General features: G+C 66.8%; 19 protein-coding genes and 1 tRNA gene. 10 read left to right on the top strand and 10 right to left on the bottom strand.

Translation table 11 applies throughout. From position 1 onward, the window contains the following. Positions 1-182: 182 nt before the first annotated feature. Together ATCM_RS15660 and ATCM_RS15655 are read left to right on the top strand one after the other, a co-directional pair. Positions 183-1,685, top strand: a complete 1,503-nt coding sequence (locus tag ATCM_RS15660) for an alanine/glycine:cation symporter family protein (RefSeq protein ID WP_132865408.1) — start codon at positions 183-185, stop codon at positions 1,683-1,685. 15 nt (positions 1,686-1,700) lie between these two features. Next, on the top strand, positions 1,701-2,546 hold the full coding sequence (locus tag ATCM_RS15655) for a TrmH family RNA methyltransferase (protein WP_132865407.1): 846 nt from the start codon (positions 1,701-1,703) through the stop codon (positions 2,544-2,546). A gap of 173 nt (positions 2,547-2,719) precedes the next feature. Here the strand turns inward: ATCM_RS15655 and ATCM_RS15650 are convergent, their stop codons facing one another. Further along, on the bottom strand, positions 2,720-4,147 hold the full coding sequence (locus ATCM_RS15650) for a M28 family peptidase (protein ID WP_132865406.1): 1,428 nt from the start codon (positions 4,145-4,147) through the stop codon (positions 2,720-2,722). Between the two features lie 250 nt (positions 4,148-4,397). Here ATCM_RS15650 and ATCM_RS15645 point away from each other — a divergent pair, with 250 nt between their 5' ends. Beyond that, positions 4,398-5,390 (top strand): hypothetical protein, encoded by a 993-nt coding sequence (locus ATCM_RS15645; protein ID WP_132865405.1) that lies wholly within the window; start codon positions 4,398-4,400, stop codon positions 5,388-5,390. Between the two features lie 64 nt (positions 5,391-5,454). Here ATCM_RS15645 and mscL read toward each other — a convergent pair whose 3' ends face one another. The 3 genes from mscL to ATCM_RS15630 all read right to left on the bottom strand — a co-directional run bounded on the left by mscL (position 5,455) and on the right by ATCM_RS15630 (position 6,991). After that, complete coding sequence (gene mscL / locus ATCM_RS15640; RefSeq protein WP_132865404.1) at positions 5,455-5,871, bottom strand: large-conductance mechanosensitive channel protein MscL; 417 nt, start codon at positions 5,869-5,871, stop codon at positions 5,455-5,457. Positions 5,872-5,928: 57 nt separating this feature from the next. Then, positions 5,929-6,630 carry a fumarylacetoacetate hydrolase family protein gene (locus ATCM_RS15635; RefSeq protein WP_132865403.1) on the bottom strand — a complete coding sequence of 234 codons (702 nt, stop codon included), beginning with the start codon at positions 6,628-6,630 and terminating at the stop codon, positions 5,929-5,931. 73 nt (positions 6,631-6,703) lie between these two features. Then, entirely contained in the window at positions 6,704-6,991 is a 288-nt protein-coding gene (locus ATCM_RS15630) for a hypothetical protein (RefSeq protein ID WP_132865402.1), read from the bottom strand. A 176-nt stretch (positions 6,992-7,167) separates the two neighbouring features. Between ATCM_RS15630 and ATCM_RS15625 the strand changes: the two genes are divergently transcribed. Then, positions 7,168-7,521 (top strand): Rieske (2Fe-2S) protein, encoded by a 354-nt coding sequence (locus ATCM_RS15625; RefSeq protein WP_132865401.1) that lies wholly within the window; start codon positions 7,168-7,170, stop codon positions 7,519-7,521. Between the two features lie 183 nt (positions 7,522-7,704). Here the strand turns inward: ATCM_RS15625 and ATCM_RS15620 are convergent, their stop codons facing one another. The 4 genes from ATCM_RS15620 to thiS form a co-directional block, all read right to left on the bottom strand. Further along, positions 7,705-9,555, bottom strand: a complete 1,851-nt coding sequence (locus ATCM_RS15620) for an SLC13 family permease (RefSeq protein ID WP_132865400.1) — start codon at positions 9,553-9,555, stop codon at positions 7,705-7,707. Positions 9,556-9,583: 28 nt separating this feature from the next. Next, the gene (trmB, locus tag ATCM_RS15615) at positions 9,584-10,318 is read right to left on the bottom strand and encodes a tRNA (guanosine(46)-N7)-methyltransferase TrmB (protein ID WP_132865399.1); all 735 of its coding nucleotides are present in this window, start codon (positions 10,316-10,318) and stop codon (positions 9,584-9,586) included. Then, the gene (locus ATCM_RS15610) at positions 10,318-11,112 is read right to left on the bottom strand and encodes a thiazole synthase (protein WP_132865398.1); all 795 of its coding nucleotides are present in this window, start codon (positions 11,110-11,112) and stop codon (positions 10,318-10,320) included. The genes trmB and ATCM_RS15610 overlap by 1 nt, the downstream gene beginning before the upstream one ends. A gap of 160 nt (positions 11,113-11,272) precedes the next feature. After that, on the bottom strand, positions 11,273-11,473 hold the full coding sequence (gene thiS / locus ATCM_RS15605) for a sulfur carrier protein ThiS (RefSeq protein ID WP_132865397.1): 201 nt from the start codon (positions 11,471-11,473) through the stop codon (positions 11,273-11,275). Between the two features lie 167 nt (positions 11,474-11,640). Here thiS and ATCM_RS15600 point away from each other — a divergent pair, with 167 nt between their 5' ends. From ATCM_RS15600 to ATCM_RS15575, 6 genes are all read left to right on the top strand, one after another. Then, positions 11,641-13,446: an autotransporter domain-containing protein gene (locus tag ATCM_RS15600; RefSeq protein WP_207911856.1), complete on the top strand. Its 1,806-nt coding sequence runs from the start codon at positions 11,641-11,643 to the stop codon at positions 13,444-13,446. Between the two features lie 128 nt (positions 13,447-13,574). After that, positions 13,575-13,648, top strand: a tRNA-Gly gene (locus tag ATCM_RS15595). Between the two features lie 79 nt (positions 13,649-13,727). Then, complete coding sequence (gene rimK / locus ATCM_RS15590; protein ID WP_132865395.1) at positions 13,728-14,603, top strand: 30S ribosomal protein S6--L-glutamate ligase; 876 nt, start codon at positions 13,728-13,730, stop codon at positions 14,601-14,603. 218 nt (positions 14,604-14,821) lie between these two features. Beyond that, a complete protein-coding gene (locus ATCM_RS15585; RefSeq protein WP_132865394.1) occupies positions 14,822-15,286 on the top strand; it encodes a hypothetical protein in 465 nt (154 codons plus the stop codon). A gap of 136 nt (positions 15,287-15,422) precedes the next feature. Continuing rightward, complete coding sequence (locus ATCM_RS15580; RefSeq protein WP_132865393.1) at positions 15,423-16,100, top strand: response regulator transcription factor; 678 nt, start codon at positions 15,423-15,425, stop codon at positions 16,098-16,100. Then, positions 16,093-17,436, top strand: coding sequence for a HAMP domain-containing sensor histidine kinase (locus ATCM_RS15575; protein ID WP_243694032.1), 1,344 nt, complete (start codon positions 16,093-16,095; stop codon positions 17,434-17,436). The genes ATCM_RS15580 and ATCM_RS15575 overlap by 8 nt, the downstream gene beginning before the upstream one ends. Positions 17,437-17,454: 18 nt before the next feature. Here the strand turns inward: ATCM_RS15575 and coaE are convergent, their stop codons facing one another. Together coaE and ATCM_RS15565 are read right to left on the bottom strand one after the other, a co-directional pair. Further along, positions 17,455-18,069 carry a dephospho-CoA kinase gene (gene coaE / locus ATCM_RS15570; RefSeq protein ID WP_132865391.1) on the bottom strand — a complete coding sequence of 205 codons (615 nt, stop codon included), beginning with the start codon at positions 18,067-18,069 and terminating at the stop codon, positions 17,455-17,457. 67 nt (positions 18,070-18,136) lie between these two features. Next, entirely contained in the window at positions 18,137-19,003 is an 867-nt protein-coding gene (locus ATCM_RS15565) for an A24 family peptidase (protein WP_132865390.1), read from the bottom strand. Between the last annotated feature and the right edge of the window lie 6 nt (positions 19,004-19,009).

The following is a 19,009-nucleotide window of genomic DNA, read 5'->3' as shown; positions in this document are numbered from 1 at the left end:
GTACGGCACCGACCGTCGATCGGTGTCCAGGGATGGCCAGCGGTATGACATGCGTTGCGGCTCCCGGCTTGGGAGTTTGCCGCAATTGGCCCGACAGGCGTGCACAGCACGGCTCAATCGTGGAAGAATCGGTCGGTCCCGGGGCCCGGGGCTTGATCACTTTCAGCTTTCCGGGGAAATACGTGGAATCCATCGTCGAATACATCAACGGCATCATCTGGAGCAACGCCCTGATCTTCATGTGTCTGGGCGCAGGTCTGTGGTTCACCCTCCGTACCCGTTTCATGCAGATCCGTGGCTTCGCGGAAATGTGCCGGCTGACCGTGCGCGGCCAGAAGTCCGAAGCCGGCGTGTCCTCCTTCCAGGCGCTGGCCATGTCGATGGCCGGGCGCATGGGCATCGGCAACATCGCCGGCGTGGCCACCGCCATCGCCTACGGCGGCCCCGGCGCGATCTTCTGGATGTGGGTGATGGGCTTCCTGGGCGCCTCCACCTCCTACGTCGAGTCGACGCTGGCCCAGATCTACAAGGTCAAGGACGGCGAAGGCCGCTACCGTGGCGGCCCTGCGTATTACATCGAGAAGGCCATGGGCCTGAAGTGGTACGCGGCCGCCTTCGCGCTTGCCACGGTCGTCGCCGCGGGCTTCCTGCTGCCGGGCGTGCAGGCCAATGCCATCGCCGACAGCGCGGTGGCGGTGATGTGCTCCGGGGCCGATGCCTGTGCCTCGATGGGCGGCGCCAGCAGCATGAAGCTGTGGATCGGCATCGCCGTGGCGGTGCTGCTGGGCGTGATCATCTTCGGTGGCGTCAAGCGCATCGCCAGCTTCGCCGAGGTGGTGGTGCCGTTCATGGCACTGGGCTTCATCCTGATGGCCATCGTGGTGATGATGCTCAACGCCAGCAAGGTGCCGACGATGTTCGCCGACATCTTCTCCAGCGCCTTCGGTGCGCACGCGGCGTTCGGCGGCATCATCGGCCAGGCCATCGCCTGGGGCGTCAAGCGCGGCATCTACGCCAATGAGGCCGGCCAGGGCACCGGCCCGCACGCCGCCGCTGCCGCCGAGGTCTCGCACCCGGCCAAGCAGGGTTACGTGCAGGCCTTCGCCATCTATTTCGACACCATGCTGGTGTGCACCTCGACCGCGTTCCTGGTGCTGTCCACCGGCATGTACAACGTCTTCCGCGAAGTCACCGTCGACGGGGTGCAGAAGCTGGAGGCCATCGTCACCGGCGTGCCCGGCGTGGCCCCGTCCGAAGGTGCCTTGTTCACCCAGGCCGCTGTGGAGTCGGTGATGCCGGGCTGGGGCGCGGGTTTCGTGGCGCTGGCGCTGTTCTTCTTCGCCTTCACCACCATCATGGCCTACTACTACATGGCCGAAACCAACCTGACCTATCTGGCCGGCAGCAACCGCACCCATCCGGCGGCCACGCTGGTGCTGCGCCTGGGCATCATGGGCATGGTGGTGTTCGGCGCCTTCCACAACGCCAAGATGGCGTGGGCGCTGGGCGACATCGGCGTCGGCCTGATGGCCTGGTTGAACGTGATCGCGATCCTGATCCTGCAGAAGCCGGCGATGCTGGCGCTGACCGACTACGAGCGGCAGAAGAAGCAGGGCCTGGACCCGGTCTTCAACCCGGATGCACTGGGCATCAAGAACGCCGACTTCTGGCGCACCAACAAGTAAGCGAGTACTCAAGCAGTGAGCAACCCCTGGAACAACCGACGCCCGTCCTCCCGCCCGCCGCGCGCGACCCCGTTGCCGGCCAGCCCGCGCGATGGCGCAGGGGCCGGTGGCCCGCCGGTGCGTGGCAGCGACGAGCTGCGCCTGTACGGTTTCAACGCCGTGCAGGCCATGTTCGCCCGCCGTCCGCAGGCGTTGCGCAAGTTGTACCTGGCCGAGGACATGATCCCGCGGCTGCAGCCGGTGCTGAAATGGTGTGTGGCCAACCGCGTCGGCTACCGCGTGGTGGGCGATGGTGACCTGAACAAGCTCGCCGCCACCACCCACCACGAAGGCGTCGTCGCCGACGTGGTGCGGCAGGAGCCGCTTGCGCTGGCGGCGTGGCTGGACACGTTGGCCGATGGCCCGGCACTGGCGCTGTGGCTGGATGGCGTGGGCAACCCGCACAACTTTGGCGCGATCCTGCGTTCGGCGGCGCATTTCGGTGTGTCGGCGATCCTGCTGCCGGCCGAATCCACGCTGGCGTTGTCCGGTGCGGCGGCACGCGTTGCCGAAGGCGGCGCCGAGGCGGTGCAACTGGTCCGCCTGCCGGCCCTGCCGCAAGCGCTGGCGCAACTGCGTGGCGCCGGTTTCGGGTTGGCGGCCACGTTGGTCGAGGGGGGCGAGAACCTGTTCACCACGGCGCTGCCGGCGCGCATGGTCTACGTGATGGGCGCCGAAGGCGAAGGCATGGACCGCGATTTCGCGCAGGGCTGTGACCTGCGCCTGTCCATCCCCGGCACCGGCGCGGTGGAAAGCCTCAACGTGGCCTCGGCTACCGCGGTGTTCCTGTCCAGCTGGTGCAGCCGTCACGCCAAGGCGTGATCGGTGCGATCCGGGTTGAACGACAAAGGCGCCGACGGCGCCTTTGTCGTTCATGGTAGAGCGGAATCACGCTCCACTGAGGCCTTGCAGGGAATAGCCCTGCCGGGCACGGCTCGGCACCCCGTGCAACGAAAAGGCGCCTTGCGGCGCCTTTCCGGTCACGGCCTGCGCGATCACTCGCGCGGCGGCACCACGTCCTTGGCCTCGCTGCCGAAGCTGCCTTCCGATTCGGCGGCCAGGTAGGCGAATACGGTGTAAGCGGCCACGTTCTGCGCCAGCGCCTTCGGGTCGATCTTGTCCAGGGTGTCGTCCGGGGTGTGGTGCAGGTCGAAGTAATCGGTCCCGTCCTGCGCCAGCCAGGCCCAGGCGCCACCCTTGGCCGCGAGCGGGCCGACATCCGGGCCCGGACCGCCCTTGCCCGGCTGGTACTCGATGCCCAGCGGTGCCAACGCTTCGGCGATCTGGCGGGTTGCTTCGCGCGAGCCCTCGGCATTGCCCGAGCCGGTGTTGAACGCATAGATGCGGCCCGCGCCGAAATCGCTTTCGGCCGCGATGTGCTGCTGCACGATCTCGCCGGCCTGCACGCGCGCGGCAGCGTAGGCCTTGCCACCGTGCAGCCCCTGTTCCTCGTTGGCGAAGGCGATGACGCGGATGGTGCGCTTGGGCGCCTGCTTGAGCTGGCCGATCAGGTGGCCCGCCGCCATGGTGATGCCGACGCCTGCGCCGTCATCGATCGCGCCGGTGCCCAGGTCCCACGAATCCAGGTGACCGCCGATCACCACCACTTCCTTGGGCAGGCTGCGGCCGGTGATCTCGCCGATCACGTTCTGCGAGGTGTAGCTGCCATCCCAGCCGCAATCCAGCGCGATGCGGATGCGGGTGGCACCGCGCGCGACCAGCCGGTTGAGCTGGTCTGCATCCGGGCCGGACAGCGCGGCCGACGGTACCGGCGTCAGGCCTTCATCGAAGCGGGTGATGCCGGTATGCGGCATGCGGTGCGAATCGGTGCCGGCCGAACGCATGATGTAGCCGATCGCGCCCTTGCGGATGGCCTCGGACGGGCCGCGGCTGCGCACGGTGCCGCCGATGCCGTAGTCCTCGCCACTGCGGCTGCGGTTCATGGTGAAGTCGACGTAGGCGATCTTGCCCGCCAGCGAACCTTCCGGTGCGGCCTTCAGGGCATCCAGGCCCTCGAAGCGCACCACTTCGGCTTCGACCGTTCCGGCCGGGCTGCCGCCCAGTGCGGTGATGGTCAGCGGCTGCGGATGGGCGCCCAGCACTGATGCGTGCTCGCTGCGGCGTTCCCACTTCGGGAAGGTCACCGGCTCGGTCCACACCTTGTCGAAACCAAGCGCCTTGAACTTGGCCTTGGCCCATTCCACGGCACGGGCATCGGCTTCGCTGCCGGCCATGCGCGGCCCGACCTCGGTGGTCAGCGACTCCACCACCTGCCAGCCGGTGGTGTCGGCCAGCGCCTGTTCGCGCAGCTGCGCGGCGGTGCTGATCGCCGCATCGGGGATGCGGGTCGGGGCGGGGGCGTTCGTCGCGCCGGCCGTGGCGCACAACAGCAAGGTGGCAAGGGCGAGGGCAGTGCGACGCATGGGTTCCGCTCCGAGGTAAAGAGCCGCTGACTTTAGCAGCGTGCTCCGGCCACCGAATGTGCCGGTTGGGGGGGATGGCGGCGCTGCCTGGCGCAGTTGGAGCGTCACGATGTGAACCGCTGCCCAGAATGTTCGCTACGCAGATGCGGATGAGCCAGACTTCAGGAGTTTTCCCGCTGCGCCGCGCCAGGTCCGCGGGCGAGCCTACGCGACCACCGATGGGATGGATGAGCGCGTAGCTGGAGCAAGCATGAAGTGGCAGCACAGGATGGCAGCCCCGTTGTTCTCGATGGCCCTGATGCCGGCGGTGGCCCTGGCCCAGGAGTCACCGCAGGATTCCCAACAGGCCCGTTTCACCGGGCCGCTGATCACCGCCAATCCGGCGGCCTATACGCCCGGGCATTTCTATCTGCAGCCCTATCTGATCAACACGCGCCAGCGCGGGTACTACGACAGTCAGGGCAATCGCTTCGGGATGAGCGAGCACGGCAGCGACCTGCAGCTGAGCCTGCTGGCCGGTTATGGCATCGGTGAGCGGCTCACCGGGCAGCTCTCGCTCAGTGCCGGGCGGGCGCGCATCGGCCAGCAGCGCGCCGATGGCCTGCGCTTCGGCGACAGCACGCTCAAGCTCAACTACGTGCTGCGCCCACGGGCGGCTTCGACGGGTGACATGGTCATCAGTACCCAGGTGAGTCAGACGCTGGCCACGGGCAGTTACGACGAGCTTGGCGGCAATGCCCTCAATGGGCGTGGCAATGGCGCAAGGCGCACCGCTCTTTCCCTGGTGGGCCAGCAATGGTTGCCGATGTCCAACGGCCACACGCTGCGGTGGCGCTGGCAGATGGGCTGGAGTCCGTCGCCTGGCCGCGTCGACGTGGAGGGAACCAGCGTGTTTGGTACCGGGGATGCCTTCCGCGGCGCGATGCGCCACGGCAGCAACACCAGCGCCGCGGTGGGGTTCGAATACAGCCTCAGCCCGGATTGGGCACTGGCGTTGGACGTCACCGCCTCACGCGACGGGCGCGCGGTGTTGCAGGGGTGCCATGCCCCTGCGCAGGGGCGTTGCGTCCAGGGGCAGCGTCGCACCGACCCACGCAGCCGCAGTTTCAGCGCGGCACCGGCCATCGAATACATCCACAGTGATCGGGTGGGCTTCCTGCTCGGTGCCGAGCTGTCGCTGCCGGGCGGGCGCAACAGCGCGTCGTTCGTCAGCCCCCAGTTCTCGGCGATGCTGACCTTCTGATCGGAGCAGACGAAAACGGCCGGAAGGAAGTCCTTCCGGCCGTTGCATCAACGCCCGGGGCGCCTCAGCGCTTGTTGAGGCTGTCGCGGATCTCGCGCAGCAACAGCACTTCCTCGGACGGCTCGGCCGGTGCCGCCGGGGCCTCTTCCTTCTTGCGCGAGAGCCTGTTGACCACCTTGACCAGCATGAAGATGGCGAAGGCGACGATGATGAACTGGATCAGGGTGTTGATGAAATCACCGTAGCCGATCACCACCGCCGGGATCTCCTTGCCGTCGGCACCGATCTTGGCGGGGGCCAGGGTCCAGGCCAGCGCCGAGAAGTCGACGTTGCCGATCAGCCAGCCGATCGGCGGCATGATCACCTTGTCCACCAGCGAGGTGACGATCTTGCCGAACGCGCCGCCGATCACGACACCGACCGCCAGGTCGATGACGTTGCCGCGCATGGCGAATTCCTTGAACTCGCTAATCATTCCCATGAAGTTCTCCTGTTCGTACGGATGGGGAGCTGGCGCAGCCTACTCCATCGGATGTCGTCAGGCGATCACACCCTGGCAGCGGGCGATGTCACCCAGCCGTGCATCGAAGCGGTCGCCCTTGTGCAGTGCGGCCACGCCGGCCGGCGTACCCATGAACACCAGGTCGCCGGCACGCAGTGCGTACAGCTTGGACAGCTCGTGCAGGATCTCCGGGACGTTCCAGATCATCTGGTCCAGGGTGGATTGCTGGCGCACCTGGCCGTTGATCTCCAGCGACAGGCGCACCGCTTCCAGCGGGCCCACCTGGTCGGCCGGCACCAGCGTGCTGACCGGCGCCGAATGATCGAACCCCTTGGCGATGTCCCAGGGCCCGCCCTTGGCCTTGGCCGCGGCCTGCAGGTCACGACGGGTCAGGTCCAGGCCCACGCCATAGGCGGCCACCAGCGCCAGCGCGGCGTCGACCGGCAGCACGCCGGCCGGTGCGTCCCTGCCCAGCGCCACGACCAGCTCCACCTCGTGGTGCAGGTCGGCGGTGGCGGGCGGATAGGGCACTTCGGCATCGCCGGTGACGATGGCATCGGCCGGCTTCATGAAGAACATCGGCTGCCCGCGGTCGCTCGGCGCGGCGGGCGTGGCCCCCATCTCGCGCGCATGGTCGGCGAAGTTGCGGCCCACGCAATAGATGCGGCGCACCGGGAACGTACTGCCGCCGGCCACCGGTACACGGGGCAGGGTCGGGGTGGGGATCAGGTCAGTCATGGCTCGCGTCCAGTGAAACGACGCGAAAGTCTAGCGGAGTTGCGCGGCCAAGCGCTGCAGCGGGGCCGGGAACTCAGGCGCCGGTGCTGTGCGGCAGTGCGGCCTTGCGCACCACGCGGTATTCGGCGTCGACCACCGACGGGTCAGCCTTGCCGGCGTTGCGGCGCTTGCGTGCTGCCAACAGCTTCCAGGCGATTCCGCCGAGGATCATCGCGGCACCGACAAACACGCCGGCCACGACCAGCACCGCCAGGATGGCCAGGCCCAGCAGGCCGAGTGCAATCCGTACGAGCGGGTTGCGCGGCTTGCGCGGCTCGAACAGGTTGCGGAGCTTGGAGAACTGGACGTAACGGATGCGCATGAAAGGGGTGTGACCGTTTGGCTGCCGGCGAGTATCGGCGGCGATGCGGGGCAATGCGTGAAGTTGTCGTTAATTCTTGCCTGAATATGTCATCCGGACAATGGTTCCGGTCAGCTTGGTCATGGTCTGGATGGCTGCGTGCGACAATCGCGGTTCGAATCGCGCCGGTGTTCCAGATGTCTTCCGTATCCTCGCCCGAAACTGAATTGGCAAAACTCAATGACCTGCCCGATGGTGGCTTCCACGCGGTGACCGCCACCCTGCAAGGGGATGCCGAAACCCTGGTGCTGTACCGCGATGGCGCGCAGGTGCGTGCCTGGTTGAACGTCTGTCCGCATGCCGGTCGCGCGCTGGACTGGGCGCCGGGGCAGTTCCTCAAGAGCCGCGAGGGACACCTGGTGTGCGCCGTGCATGGTGCTTCGTTCGAACTGGAAGGCGGCATCTGCGTGGCCGGCCCGTGCAAGGGCGATTCGCTGCGCGCGGTACCCGTTGAAGTGCGTGACGGACGGGTGCTGTTGGCCGGTGCGTAGGAGTGGCGTAAGTCGCCAGGTCCGTCGGCGCTTGTCACACACGTATTGAATTGATGGCCTGCAGGCAGGAATGCACGTTCCGCATCGTGATTGACGATGGCACGTGCCGAGCCAGCCGCGCTCCTACGGACGGAGCCATCGGTTGCTTCGCCGCCAGGAGCGCCTGGACGGCCGCACGCAGCTTCAGAACATCAGGTTGATCATCACCACCACGATGATCGTGTAGAGCAACGACAGCGGCCCGCCGACGCGCCACATCTCGCGCGGGGTGTACTTGGCCGGGCCCATCGCCATCGAGATCACCGGGTTGGAGGCGGTCATCAGGTTGTTGGACGCCGACAACGCCACGATCAGCGCGAACGCGGTGGGGTTGCCGCCGGCCGCCAGCGCCAGGTTCACCGCGATGGGCACCATGACGATGGTGGCGCCGACATGGCTGATCACCAGCGAGAACGCGGTGGTCAGCAGGGCCAGCGCCAGTTCCAGCGCCCAGACCGGGATGCCGGTTGGCAGCTTGTCGATGGTGTGGCCGGCGATCCAGGCCGCCGCGCCGCTGCTGTCCATCGCCCAGCCCAGCGGGATCAGCCCGGCCATCATGAAGATGGTCTTCCAGTTGATCGCCGCGTAGGCCTCGTCCATGCGCAGCACGCCGGTCAGCAGCATGCCGGCCACGCCCATGAGCAGGGTCAACGCCACCGGCAGGTGCGAGGTCAGCGCGATGATGATGGTGATGGCGAAGATCGCCATGGCGATCTTGAACTTGTGCGGACGCTGCTCGCCCTTGGGGTAGTCGGTGACCACCACGAAGTCACGGCTGCCCGCGGCGGTGGCGAGGTCCTGCCAGATGCTGTGGAAGACCAGCATGTCACCGGCGCGCAACGGCGTGTTGCGCACGTCCTCGCGGATGACCTGCTTGTCGCGGTTGATCGCCAGCAGGCTGATGCCACGCTCCTTGCGCAGGCGCAGCTCGCCGGCGGTCTTGCCGATCACCCGCGAGGTCGGTGGCACCACGGCCTCGGAGATGCCGGCGCGCGCCGGGTTGAACAGGTCGCCCAGCTGCTTCAGGCGCGAGGACATGCGCAGGAACTGGTTCTGCGCGAAATCCGATACCTGCTGCCGCGGCCCCATCGCGCCGATCACGCTGCCCACCCAGATGCGCATGTCCGCCGGTGGTGCCAGGCGGGTGTCGTCGCCGGTCTTCAGGGCCAGCAGCAACGGTGCATCGAACAGGTTCTCGGCATCGCTGACGGTCATGCCGACCAGCGGGCTCTCGGCGGTGACCAGCAACTCGAACACGTCGCCCTCGATGCCGTAGGCCTTGGCGAAGTAGCTCTCGGTGCGTGCCGGCGCCTGCGCATCGTCGCCTTCGCCGCCTTCCTCCTCCCGGAGCTTGCGGCTGCCATAGAAGTGGAAATAGGCCAGCGAGGCGATCACCAGCGCCACGCCGATCGGCAGCGGCGCGAACATCCGCAAGGGCTCGATCGTCGCGGTGCCGGAGGGCAGGTTGTTGTTGGCCGACATCAACAGGTCGTTGAGCAGGATCAGCGGCGAGTTGCCGACCATGGTCAGCGCGCCGCCCATCACGATGGCGGCGGAAATCGGCAACAGCAGGCGCTTGAGGGTCAGCGTCGTGCGCGATGCCAGCCGCGAGGCCACCGGCAGGTACAACGCCATCACCGAGGGGTTCTGCATGAACGAGGAGTTCAGGCCAGCGGTGGCGGTGGTCAGCAGCAGCAGGCGTTTCTCGACGCCGTGCGAGCGCCGCAGCAGCCAGCCGGCCAGCCGGTTCAACGCGCCGGTGCGGTCCAGCCCGGCGCCGAGGATGGTGGTGGCGATGATGCTCATCACCGCGTTACCGGAGAAACCGCCGAAGATTTCTTCCGGTGCGATCAACCCGGTCACGCCGAGCACCACCATCACCACCAGCGCGACCACGTCGGCGCGGATGCGCTCGAACAGGAACATCGCCATCGTGAAGCCGACCAGCCCGAGCACGAGCTTCATGTCGGTCGTCAGCGTCAGCGCGGTATCCATGCGGCGGCGGTTCCTTCAGCAGTCCCGGTCAGGCGCGGTCGTAGAGCAGATCCCAGACGCCATGGCCGAGCTTCTGGCCACGGGTCTCGAAGTGGGTCTGCGGGCGCCAGTCCGGGCGCGGCACGCTGCCGCGCGGGCCGGCGCGGTTGGCCAGGCCTTCGGTGGCGTCGAGCACGTCCCACATCTGCTCGGCGTAGTCGGCCCAGTCGGTGGCACAGTGCAGCAGGCCACCCGGGCGCAGCTTGCGCACCAGCAGCGCGGCGAAGGCCGGCTGCACGAGGCGGCGCTTGTTGTGGCGCTTCTTGTGCCACGGGTCCGGGAAGTAGATGCGGATTTCGTCCAGCGCGCCGTCGGCGATTTCCTTCTCCAGCACTTCCACCGCGTCGTGGTGGTAGAGCTTGACGTGGTCGGCGCCGTCGTCGGCCAGTGCGTTGAGCAGGCGGCCCACGCCGGGGGCGTGCACCTCGATGCCTATGTAGTCCTTGGACGGGTCGAACTGCGCGGCGTAACGCAGCGCGGCACCGTTGCCGAAGCCGATTTCCAGCACCTTGGGCGCGACGCGGCCGAAAGTGGCGTCCAGATCACGCGGTTCGCCGTTGAAGTCGATGCCGAAACGCGGCCAGCGCTCGTCGAACGCGCGCTGCTGGGCCGGGGTGAAGCGGCCTTGCCGCAGCACGAAGCTGCGTACTTCGCGGCGGCCTTCGGTCACGGTGAAGGGCTTGGGCGGTGCCTTGGAGCCCGCGCTGTCAAAGGGATTGGTCATCAGGCGATCAACCCTTCCACCGGCGAGGAGGCACTGGCATAGCGCTTGCGCGGGATGCGCCCGGCCAGGAAGGCCTCGCGGCCGGCTTCCACGGCCTTGCGCATGGCGCTGGCCATCAGCACCGGGTTGCGGGCGCCGGCGATGGCGGTATTCATCAGCACGCCGTCACAGCCTAGCTCCATCGCGATGGCCGCATCGGACGCAGTGCCGACGCCGGCGTCGACGATGATCGGCACCTTGGCGTTCTCGATGATCTCGATCAGGTTGTACTTGTTCTGGATGCCCAGGCCCGAACCGATCGGCGCGGCCAGCGGCATCACCGCGGCGCAGCCGATCTCCTCTAGGCGCTTGGCCAGGATCGGGTCGTCGGAGGTGTAGACCATGACGTCGAAGCCGTCCTTGACCAGTTGCTCGGCTGCCTTGAGGGTAGCCATCACGTCCGGGTACAGGGTCTTCTGGTCGCCCAGCACTTCCAGCTTGGTCAGGTTGTGGCCGTCGAGCAGCTCACGCGCGAGGCGGCAGGTCCGCACGGCGTCCTCGGCGGTATAGCAGCCGGCGGTGTTGGGCAGGATGGCGTAGCGGTCCGGCGGAAGCACGTCGAGCAGGTTGGGCTCGCCCGGGTTCTGGCCGATGTTGGTGCGGCGGATGGCCACGGTGACGATCTGGGCGCCAGCGGCCTCGGTGGCCAGGCGGGTTTCTTCCAGATCCTTGAACTTGCCGGTGCCGGTCAGCAGCCGGGAGGAGTACGTCTTGCCGGCGATGACCAGCGAATCGGAGGGAGCGTTTGCGTTCATTGCCGAATTATCACCCATCAGCCCCGGCAGGAGCGTCCTCGGCCGCGAAGCCGCTGATGGCAGGGCCTCGCGGAGTGCTGCATGCGGAACCGCCCGAAGGCGGCGGCCCCGCGGTCGTCGGCTTCGCGGCCGAGGGCGCTCCTGGCCGTGGGCGGCTGGCTCAACCACCACCCAGTGCGTGAACGATCTCGACCAGGTCGCCGTCCTGCACGACGTGCTCGCCATGCCGGCTGCGCGGCACGATCTGGCCGTTGACCTCGACGGCGACCCGGCGCTCGGCCAGGCCTTCATCGGCCAGTAGTTCGAGCACGGTGAGGGGGTGGGAAAGGGGGCGGGCCTGGCCATTGAGCTGGATGTTCATGCGGCCATTTTCGCCAGAGCCGTCGCAAAAGCCCAGCCGCATGCGGCAGCGCAGCGTGAGACTGTTACGAGGGAATGAAAAACTAACAACGTGCGGCAGCGTATGCGCCGCTTACCCCCAGTTCGGAGCATTCCATGAACCTCTTCTCCCGCCCGCTGCGCTCGGCCATCGCCGTCGCCATTGCCTTGGCCGCTGCACCGGCCATGGCGCAGTCCCCGTTCTCCAAGACGGTGTTCTTCGGTGACAGCCTGACCGACACCGGCAATTTCCGGCCGGTGCTGGTGCAACTGGATCCGAGTGCGGCGGTCGTCGGCCGCTTCACCACCAACCCGGGCTGGGTCTGGTCGGATTACGTGGCAGACCACTTCGGCACCGATGCCAGCCCCAACGGCAATGGCCAGACCGGCGACAACTACGCCATCGGTGGCGCGCGCGTCGGCGTGGACAGCAGCGTCACCCTGGCCCCGGGTACGCCGGCGCTGCCGGTGGCCTCGCTCAAGAGCCAGATGACCCGTTACCTGGCCGCCAACGGTGGCAAGGCCGATCCGAACGCCCTGTACAGCGTGTGGGGCGGTGCCAATGACCTGTTCGCCGTCCAGGATGCCCCGGCCCAGGCGCAGGCCATCATCGGCGCCGCCGTCGCTGACGAAGTCGGCATCGTCGGCACGCTCAAGGCCGCCGGCGCACAGTACGTGATGGTGATGAACCTGCCGGACATCGGCCTCACCCCGGCCTCCCGCGCGGGCGGTCCGGTCGGCATGGCACAGGGCACCGCGCTGGCCAAGGCCTACAACGATGCCCTGTTCGGTGGGCTCAAGCAGGCCGGCCTGCAGGTGATCCCGGTGGATACCTTCAGCATCTTGCAGGAAATCGTCGCCGACCCGGGCACCTACGGGTTCACCAACGTCTCGGGCATGGCCTGCACGTCCGTCTCGTCGCTGACCTGCAGCCCGCTGACCACGGTCGCCCCGAACGCGGCCAACACCTACGTGTTCGCCGACGGCGTGCATCCGAGCACCGCCGCCCACCAGATCATGGGCCAGTACGCCATCTCGGTGATCGAAGCCCCGCGCCTGCAGCAGGTGCTGACCCACTCGGCGCAGACCACCGGTCGTGCCCGTGCCGACCAGGTCGGCGCGCACCTGGCCGGTCGCCCGGCCGATGGCCTGAGCTGGTGGGGCAACCTGCGTGGCGACATGCAGCGGTATGCACACGCCGACCTGTACGACGGCATGGCACCGGCCGGCCTGTTCGGCGTCGACTGGGCCCGCGACGGCGTCGTCCTCGGCGGCTTCGCCGGCTTTGGCCGGATGGACGCCGATTTCGGCAACAGCAAGGGCGACTTCACCCAGGACGACACCACGCTGGGCCTGTTCGCCGGCTGGTACGGCGACAAGGTCTGGGTGAACGGCCAGCTCAGCTACAGCTGGTTGGGCTACGACGTGACCCGCAAGGTCCAGCTCGGCCCGGCCACCCGTGAGCACAAGGGCTCGCCGGACGGCAGCAACCTGACGGCGGCGGTCAACGCCGGCTATGACTTCGGCCAGGAAGGCGGCTTCCGTCATGGCCCGGTCGCGGCGGTGATCTGGCAGAAGGTCAAGCTCGACGGTTACACCGAAAGCAACGCCAGCGCCACCGCGCTGGGCTATGGCGATCAGGACGCCGACTCGACCGTCGGCCGCATCGGCTGGCAGGCGCGCTACGACGGCGGCAACTTCCGCCCGTACGTGCAGGCTACCTACGACCACGAGTTCGAGAAGGGCAAGCAGGCCAGCGCGTGGCTGCAGACGATGGCCGACGTGGGCACCTACAAGGTGCCGGGCCTGGCGTTTGATCGTGATTACGCCACCGTCGTGCTGGGTGCCCGGGTCAACCTGTGGGGCCTGAACAGCAACATCGGCATGAGCACCACCACGCTGCAGAAGTCGGCACGTGACATGACCGTGTTCGCCAGCTTCAGCGGCAGCTTCTGACCCACGGATGCCGTGAATGGAAGGCGGTGCCGCCCCGGCGGCACCGCCTTTGTTTTGCCAGCCGGCCTGCCCGTGTCGCATTGACCGTTGCGCTGCGAGGGTAGGGGCGCATAGACTTGCCACGCCGCGCGGGTGTAGCTCAATGGTAGAGCAGAAGCTTCCCAAGCTTACGACGAGGGTTCGATTCCCTTCACCCGCTCCATTTTCCAGGCGCCGCAATGGGCCTGAGGCATCACGCAAGGGCGGGTGGGAAGTGCCACGCCTTCCATGCAGGCCCTGCGATGAAACTGGCCATCCTCTCCCGCAACACCAAACTCTATTCGACCCGTCGACTGGTCGAGGCTGCGCGTGCGCGTGGGCACACCGTCCGTATCCTTGACCCGCTGCGCTGCTACATGCGCATCACCGCCGGCGGCTTCGACATGCATTACAAGGGCAAGCCCCTGTCAGGCTTCGATGCGGTGATCCCGCGCATTGGTGCCTCCATCACCCGCTATGGCACGGCGGTGCTGCGTCAGTTCGAGATGATGGGGGCACGCACCCCGAACCCGTCCGACGCCATCCTGCGCGCGCGTGACAAGCTGCGCGCGCACCAGCTGCTGGCCGCCAAGGGCATCGACATGCCGGTGACGGTGTTCGGTGACAATCCGGACGATACCGACGACCTGCTGTCGATGCTGGGGCCGCCGCCGCACGTGGTGAAGCTCAGCGAGGGCACCCAAGGCCGCGGCGTGATCCTCACCGAGAAGCTCAGCGCCTCCAAGGGCACGGTCGAGGCCCTGCGCGGGCTGTATGCCAACTTCCTGATGCAGGAGTTCATCGCCGAAGCGCAGGGCGCGGACCTGCGCTGCCTGGTGGTTGGCGACCAGGTCGTGGCGACCATGCGCCGCCAGGCCCAGGAGGGCGACTTCCGCTCCAACCTGCACGCCGGTGGCACCGCCGAGCCGGTGCAGGCCAGCAAGGCCGAGCAGCAGGTGGCGGTGCGCTCGGCCAGGGCGCTGGGGCTCGGCATCGCGGGCGTGGACCTGATCCGTTCCAGGCGCGGGCCGCTGGTGCTGGAGGTCAATTCGACCCCCGGGCTGGAGGGCATCGAGTCGGTTTCCGGCGGTGATGTCGCCGGGCGGATGATCGATTACGTCGCAAATCTCAAGCGCTGACGGGCACCTGCAATTTGTTTGCATGGTTTTAACAACCCTTTAATCCGCTTGGTTCTAGCCTGCTTCCACTGTACCCAGCCCTCCTCAGTGGGTCCGGTGATCGGGAATTTTTCAGGCCCTGGCGGTTTTCGCCAGGGCCTTGTTTTTGTTGGGAATAGTTTCTGTTGTTGTAAGCCTGAGGCAGGGTTAAAGTTGCGCTTTCTATGGAGAGAAATGGGATGGCCCGCACATTGTTGCTGCTGGCGTTGTTGATGGCCCCGGGCGCGCTGTTGGCCAAGCAGGCGGAGCTCCCGCTACGGGCCAGCGATTCATTCCAGAACCAACAGCAGAAGGTGCGGGCGGATCTCCAGGCCGGCGAGGTCTATAGCGAGATATCCCCGGCAGATCGTGCGCTCGTTGTCGAGGCGCTTGATCGCATGTCGGCTGCGATCGGTGACGGAAACGCCGAGGGGCTGCCGCACGAGAAGCGGGTGCAGGTATTCAACGATCAGGCGCTGGTCAACAGCCTTCTGACCAGGGCGCGTGCAGATAGCCGCCTTGTCTGCCGTCGTGAGAAAGCCATTGGGTCGAACATGTCTTCGTCACAGTGCGCGACCGTGACCCAGCGCGAACGCATGCGGCGGGATGCGCAGCGTCATATGGATGCCACGCTTGGGGGGAGAAACGCCCGGGCCGGCAATTGACCCTCGGCGCACCGGGCCGGGAAACTTTGGCGCGTGTTTGGCCAGATGTAAGAAGTTAACGATGGCTATGCTGTAATTCCTGACAGGCGGGCTTTGGGCTCGCTTGTACTTTCCAAGACATAAGGTACCCGCACACGTGCGCATTCTCGTAATCGAAGATAACAGCGACATCGCGGCGAATCTGGGTGACTACCTGGAAGATCGCGGTCATACGGTGGATTTCGCGGCCGATGGCGTCACCGGCCTGCATCTGGCCGTGGTGCATGATTTCGACGCGATCGTGCTCGATCTCAACCTGCCGGGCATGGACGGCATCGAGGTCTGCCGCAAGTTGCGCAACGACGCGCGCAAGCAGACGCCGGTGCTGATGCTGACCGCACGCGACTCGCTGGACAACAAGCTGGCCGGATTTGACTCCGGTGCCGATGACTACCTGATCAAGCCGTTCGCGCTGCAGGAAGTCGAGGTCCGCCTCAACGCCTTGTCGCGGCGTGGCAAGGGTGCGCACACGCGCGTGCTGGAAGTGGGCGACCTGGAGTACAACCTGGACACGCTGGAAGTGCGCCGCCAGGGCAAGCTGCTGCAGCTCAACCCCACCGCATTGAAGATCCTGCAGGCATTGATGGAAGCCTCGCCGGCCGTGGTCACCCGCCAGGAACTGGAAACCCGGGTATGGGGCGAGGAGTTGCCGGATTCGGATTCCCTGCGCGTGCATATCCACGGGCTGCGCGCGGTGGTGGACAAGCCGTTCGCCGCACCGATGATCCAGACCCGCCATGGCATTGGATACCGCATCGCCGTTGCCGATGTCTGAGGACGTTGCGCCTGGGCCGACACGCAAGCGGGGGCGTTATCGCCGCCGCCTGCGTAGCCGCATCATCCTTTCATTCGTGCTGTTGGGCTTCTGCCTGACCACGCTGTTCGCGTTTGCGACGAACTGGGCGCGGATGCGCGTGGAAAACCAGTTGGTCGAGGACGTGATGAACACCAATCTCGACGCATCCTGGGAAAGCTACGTCCGCAGTGGTGGCAAGGACGTGATGGCGCCGGTGCAGCAGATTCGCGCCATCCTCATCCGCCCCGACAAGCCTGACCGGCTCGAAGCCCTGCGTCGGGAGTATCCCGAATGGGAGCATCTGCGCGACGGCATCCATAACTTCAGTGGCGAGGATGCCGACGGCAAGCCGTTCTACTACAAAGTGGGTGTGCGCAAGACCCCCGATGCCTGGTTTTTCATCGCCTATGACATGGGGCAGGCGATGCGCGGTGAGCAGCAGCTCAAGCGCGCGCTGTTTCTTTCGGTGATCGTCTTCAGCCTGCTTTCGTGGGTCCTTGGGTGGTGGTCTGCCTCGCGCGTCATGCGCCCGGTGTCGGATCTGGCTGCCCGCCTGCGTGCCTACCGGGGGGACAACAAGCACCCCGAGCCGTTGGCGCCACGCTTCCCGGACGACGAAGTCGGCCAGTTGGCCGAGGCCCTGGATGATTATTCGGCGCGATTGACCGAAGTGGTCCAGCGCGACCGTGAGTTCAACGCCGACGTCAGCCATGAGTTGCGTACCCCGTTGGCGGTCATCCGCGGTGCAACCGAGTTGCTGCTCGCGCGTCCGGGGCTTGATGAAAAGGTGCTGCAACGCCTGCAGCGCATCCAGCGGGCCGAACAGCAATGCACCGACCTGATCGGTTCGCTGTTGCTGCTGTCCCGCAACGAGCGTGGCCATGGCAACAGCAATGTGGCCAAGGTGGCCGAGCAGTTGCTGGATGCGCATCGCGCGCAGCTGGGTGGCAAACCGCTGGTGCTGGCGCTGGAAGGGGAGCGCGAGCTGGTGGTCGATGCGCCGGAATCGGCGCTGTCGGTCGCGCTGGGCAACCTGATCGGCAACGCCGTGAAGTACACCCAGGACGGGCAGGTGCTGGTACGGGTGGCGGCCAATGCGGTGGAGGTGATCGACTCGGGGCCGGGGTTGAGCGAGGAGGACGCGGCGAGCCTGTTCCAGCGCGGTTATCGTGGCACCCATGCCGGTCATTCGCAGGGCGGGGGCATAGGCTTGTCGATCGTCAGTCGCCTGTGCGCGTTGTACGGTTGGCGGGTGGATATCCGCCCGGGTAGCGAACGCGGCGTGATCGCCACGTTGCGTTTCTCCGCGGCCTGATCAGGCGCGGGTTGGCCGTTACCGTTTGCTGGTCAGCTCGCGGTAGCGCTGGTCCAGTGCCTCGACCTGCGCCTGCAGGGCATCGGGATGCCCATCATTGACGATGACGTCATCGGCCAGCGCCAGGCGCTGTTCGCGCGTGGCCTGTGCCTGGATCATGCGATCCGCCAGTTCGGCGTTGATGCTGTCACGTCGCAACAACCGCGCATGCTGGAGCGCGACGGGGGTGTCCACGACGAGGATGCGGTCCAGCCACGGATAGGCGGCACGGCCTCCGACCTCCGTCAGCAACGGGATGGCAGCAATCACATAGGGCCCCGGTGCGGCGGTGCAGATGTCCATCATGCGCCGGCGGATGGCAGGGTGGGTGATGGCCTCGAGCGCACGCCGCTCATCGTCGTTGGCAAATACACGCTGGCGCAGCAGGGGGCGGTCCAGGGCGCCGTCGGCCTGGACGATATCGACGCCGAAACGCTCGACGATCCGTGCCAGGGCGGGGCTGCCGGGGGCCACGACGTCGCGCGCGGCCACGTCGGCATCGGCGACGACGATGCCCAGTATTTCGAAGCGCCGGCTGACCTCGCTCTTGCCGGAGGCAATCCCGCCGGTGAGGCCAATGGTGAAATCGCTCATTGCAGACGGGCTCGATTGAGCGGGGTGGCCTCGCGGCCTCGTCCCCGCATCCGCATGGACAGTGGTCTTACTGCTGCAGGCCGGACAGTCGCAGGTAACCGCCAATCAACTGGTCGCCCCACATGAAGACCAGCCAGCCGGCGATGGCCAGGTAGGGGCCAAACGGAATCGGCGTGGCCTTGTCACGGCCCTTGGAGTACAGCCAGATCGAACCGATGATGGCGCCCACCAGCGAGGACAGCAGGATGATCGGCAGGATGCCCTTCACGCCGCACCAGGCGCCCAGCGCCGCCAACAGCTTGAAGTCGCCGTGGCCCATGCCTTCCTTGCCGGTGAGCTGCTTGAACAGCCACCATACCGTCCAGAGTGACAGGTAACCCACCGCGGCACCGATCAGCGCGGGCTTGGCGGGCATGTACAGGTTGTCCATGCTGCCGATCAGGCCGAGCCACATCAGGGGCAGGGTGAGCTGGTCCGGAAGCAGTTGCGTGCGCAGGTCGATGCCGGACAGCGCCACCAGGAAGCAGCTCAGCACGATCGCGCCGAAGCCTTGCCAGCCGAAGCCGAACTGCCAGACGCTGGCCAGCACCAGCAGCGCCGTGACCAGCTCCACCAGCGGATACTGCAGCGAAATGGGGGCCTGGCAATGGCGGCACTTGCCGCGCTGGACCAGCCAGCTGAACAGCGGGATGTTCTCGTACCAGCTCAGCTTGTGCTTGCAATGCGGGCAGTGCGATGGCTCGACCACGATTCCCGGCGGCGGCGGTTCGTAGATGTCCGGCTGCTCGAGAATCTCGCGCGCGTCGCGCCGCCACTGCCACTCCAGCCGCTTGGGCAGGCGCAGGATCACCACATTGAGGAAGCTGCCGATCAGCAGTCCCAGGCCGACCGCGGCGGGGTAGCCGAGGCCGGGATGCTGGTCGAGAAATGCCATCTGTCA

Source organism: Stenotrophomonas sp. ATCM1_4 (genome assembly GCF_004348115.1).
Lineage (GTDB): Bacteria > Pseudomonadota > Gammaproteobacteria > Xanthomonadales > Xanthomonadaceae > Stenotrophomonas > Stenotrophomonas capsici.
Note: the sequence above shows the minus strand (reverse complement) of the source record. Positions and strands in the feature narration are given on the sequence as shown.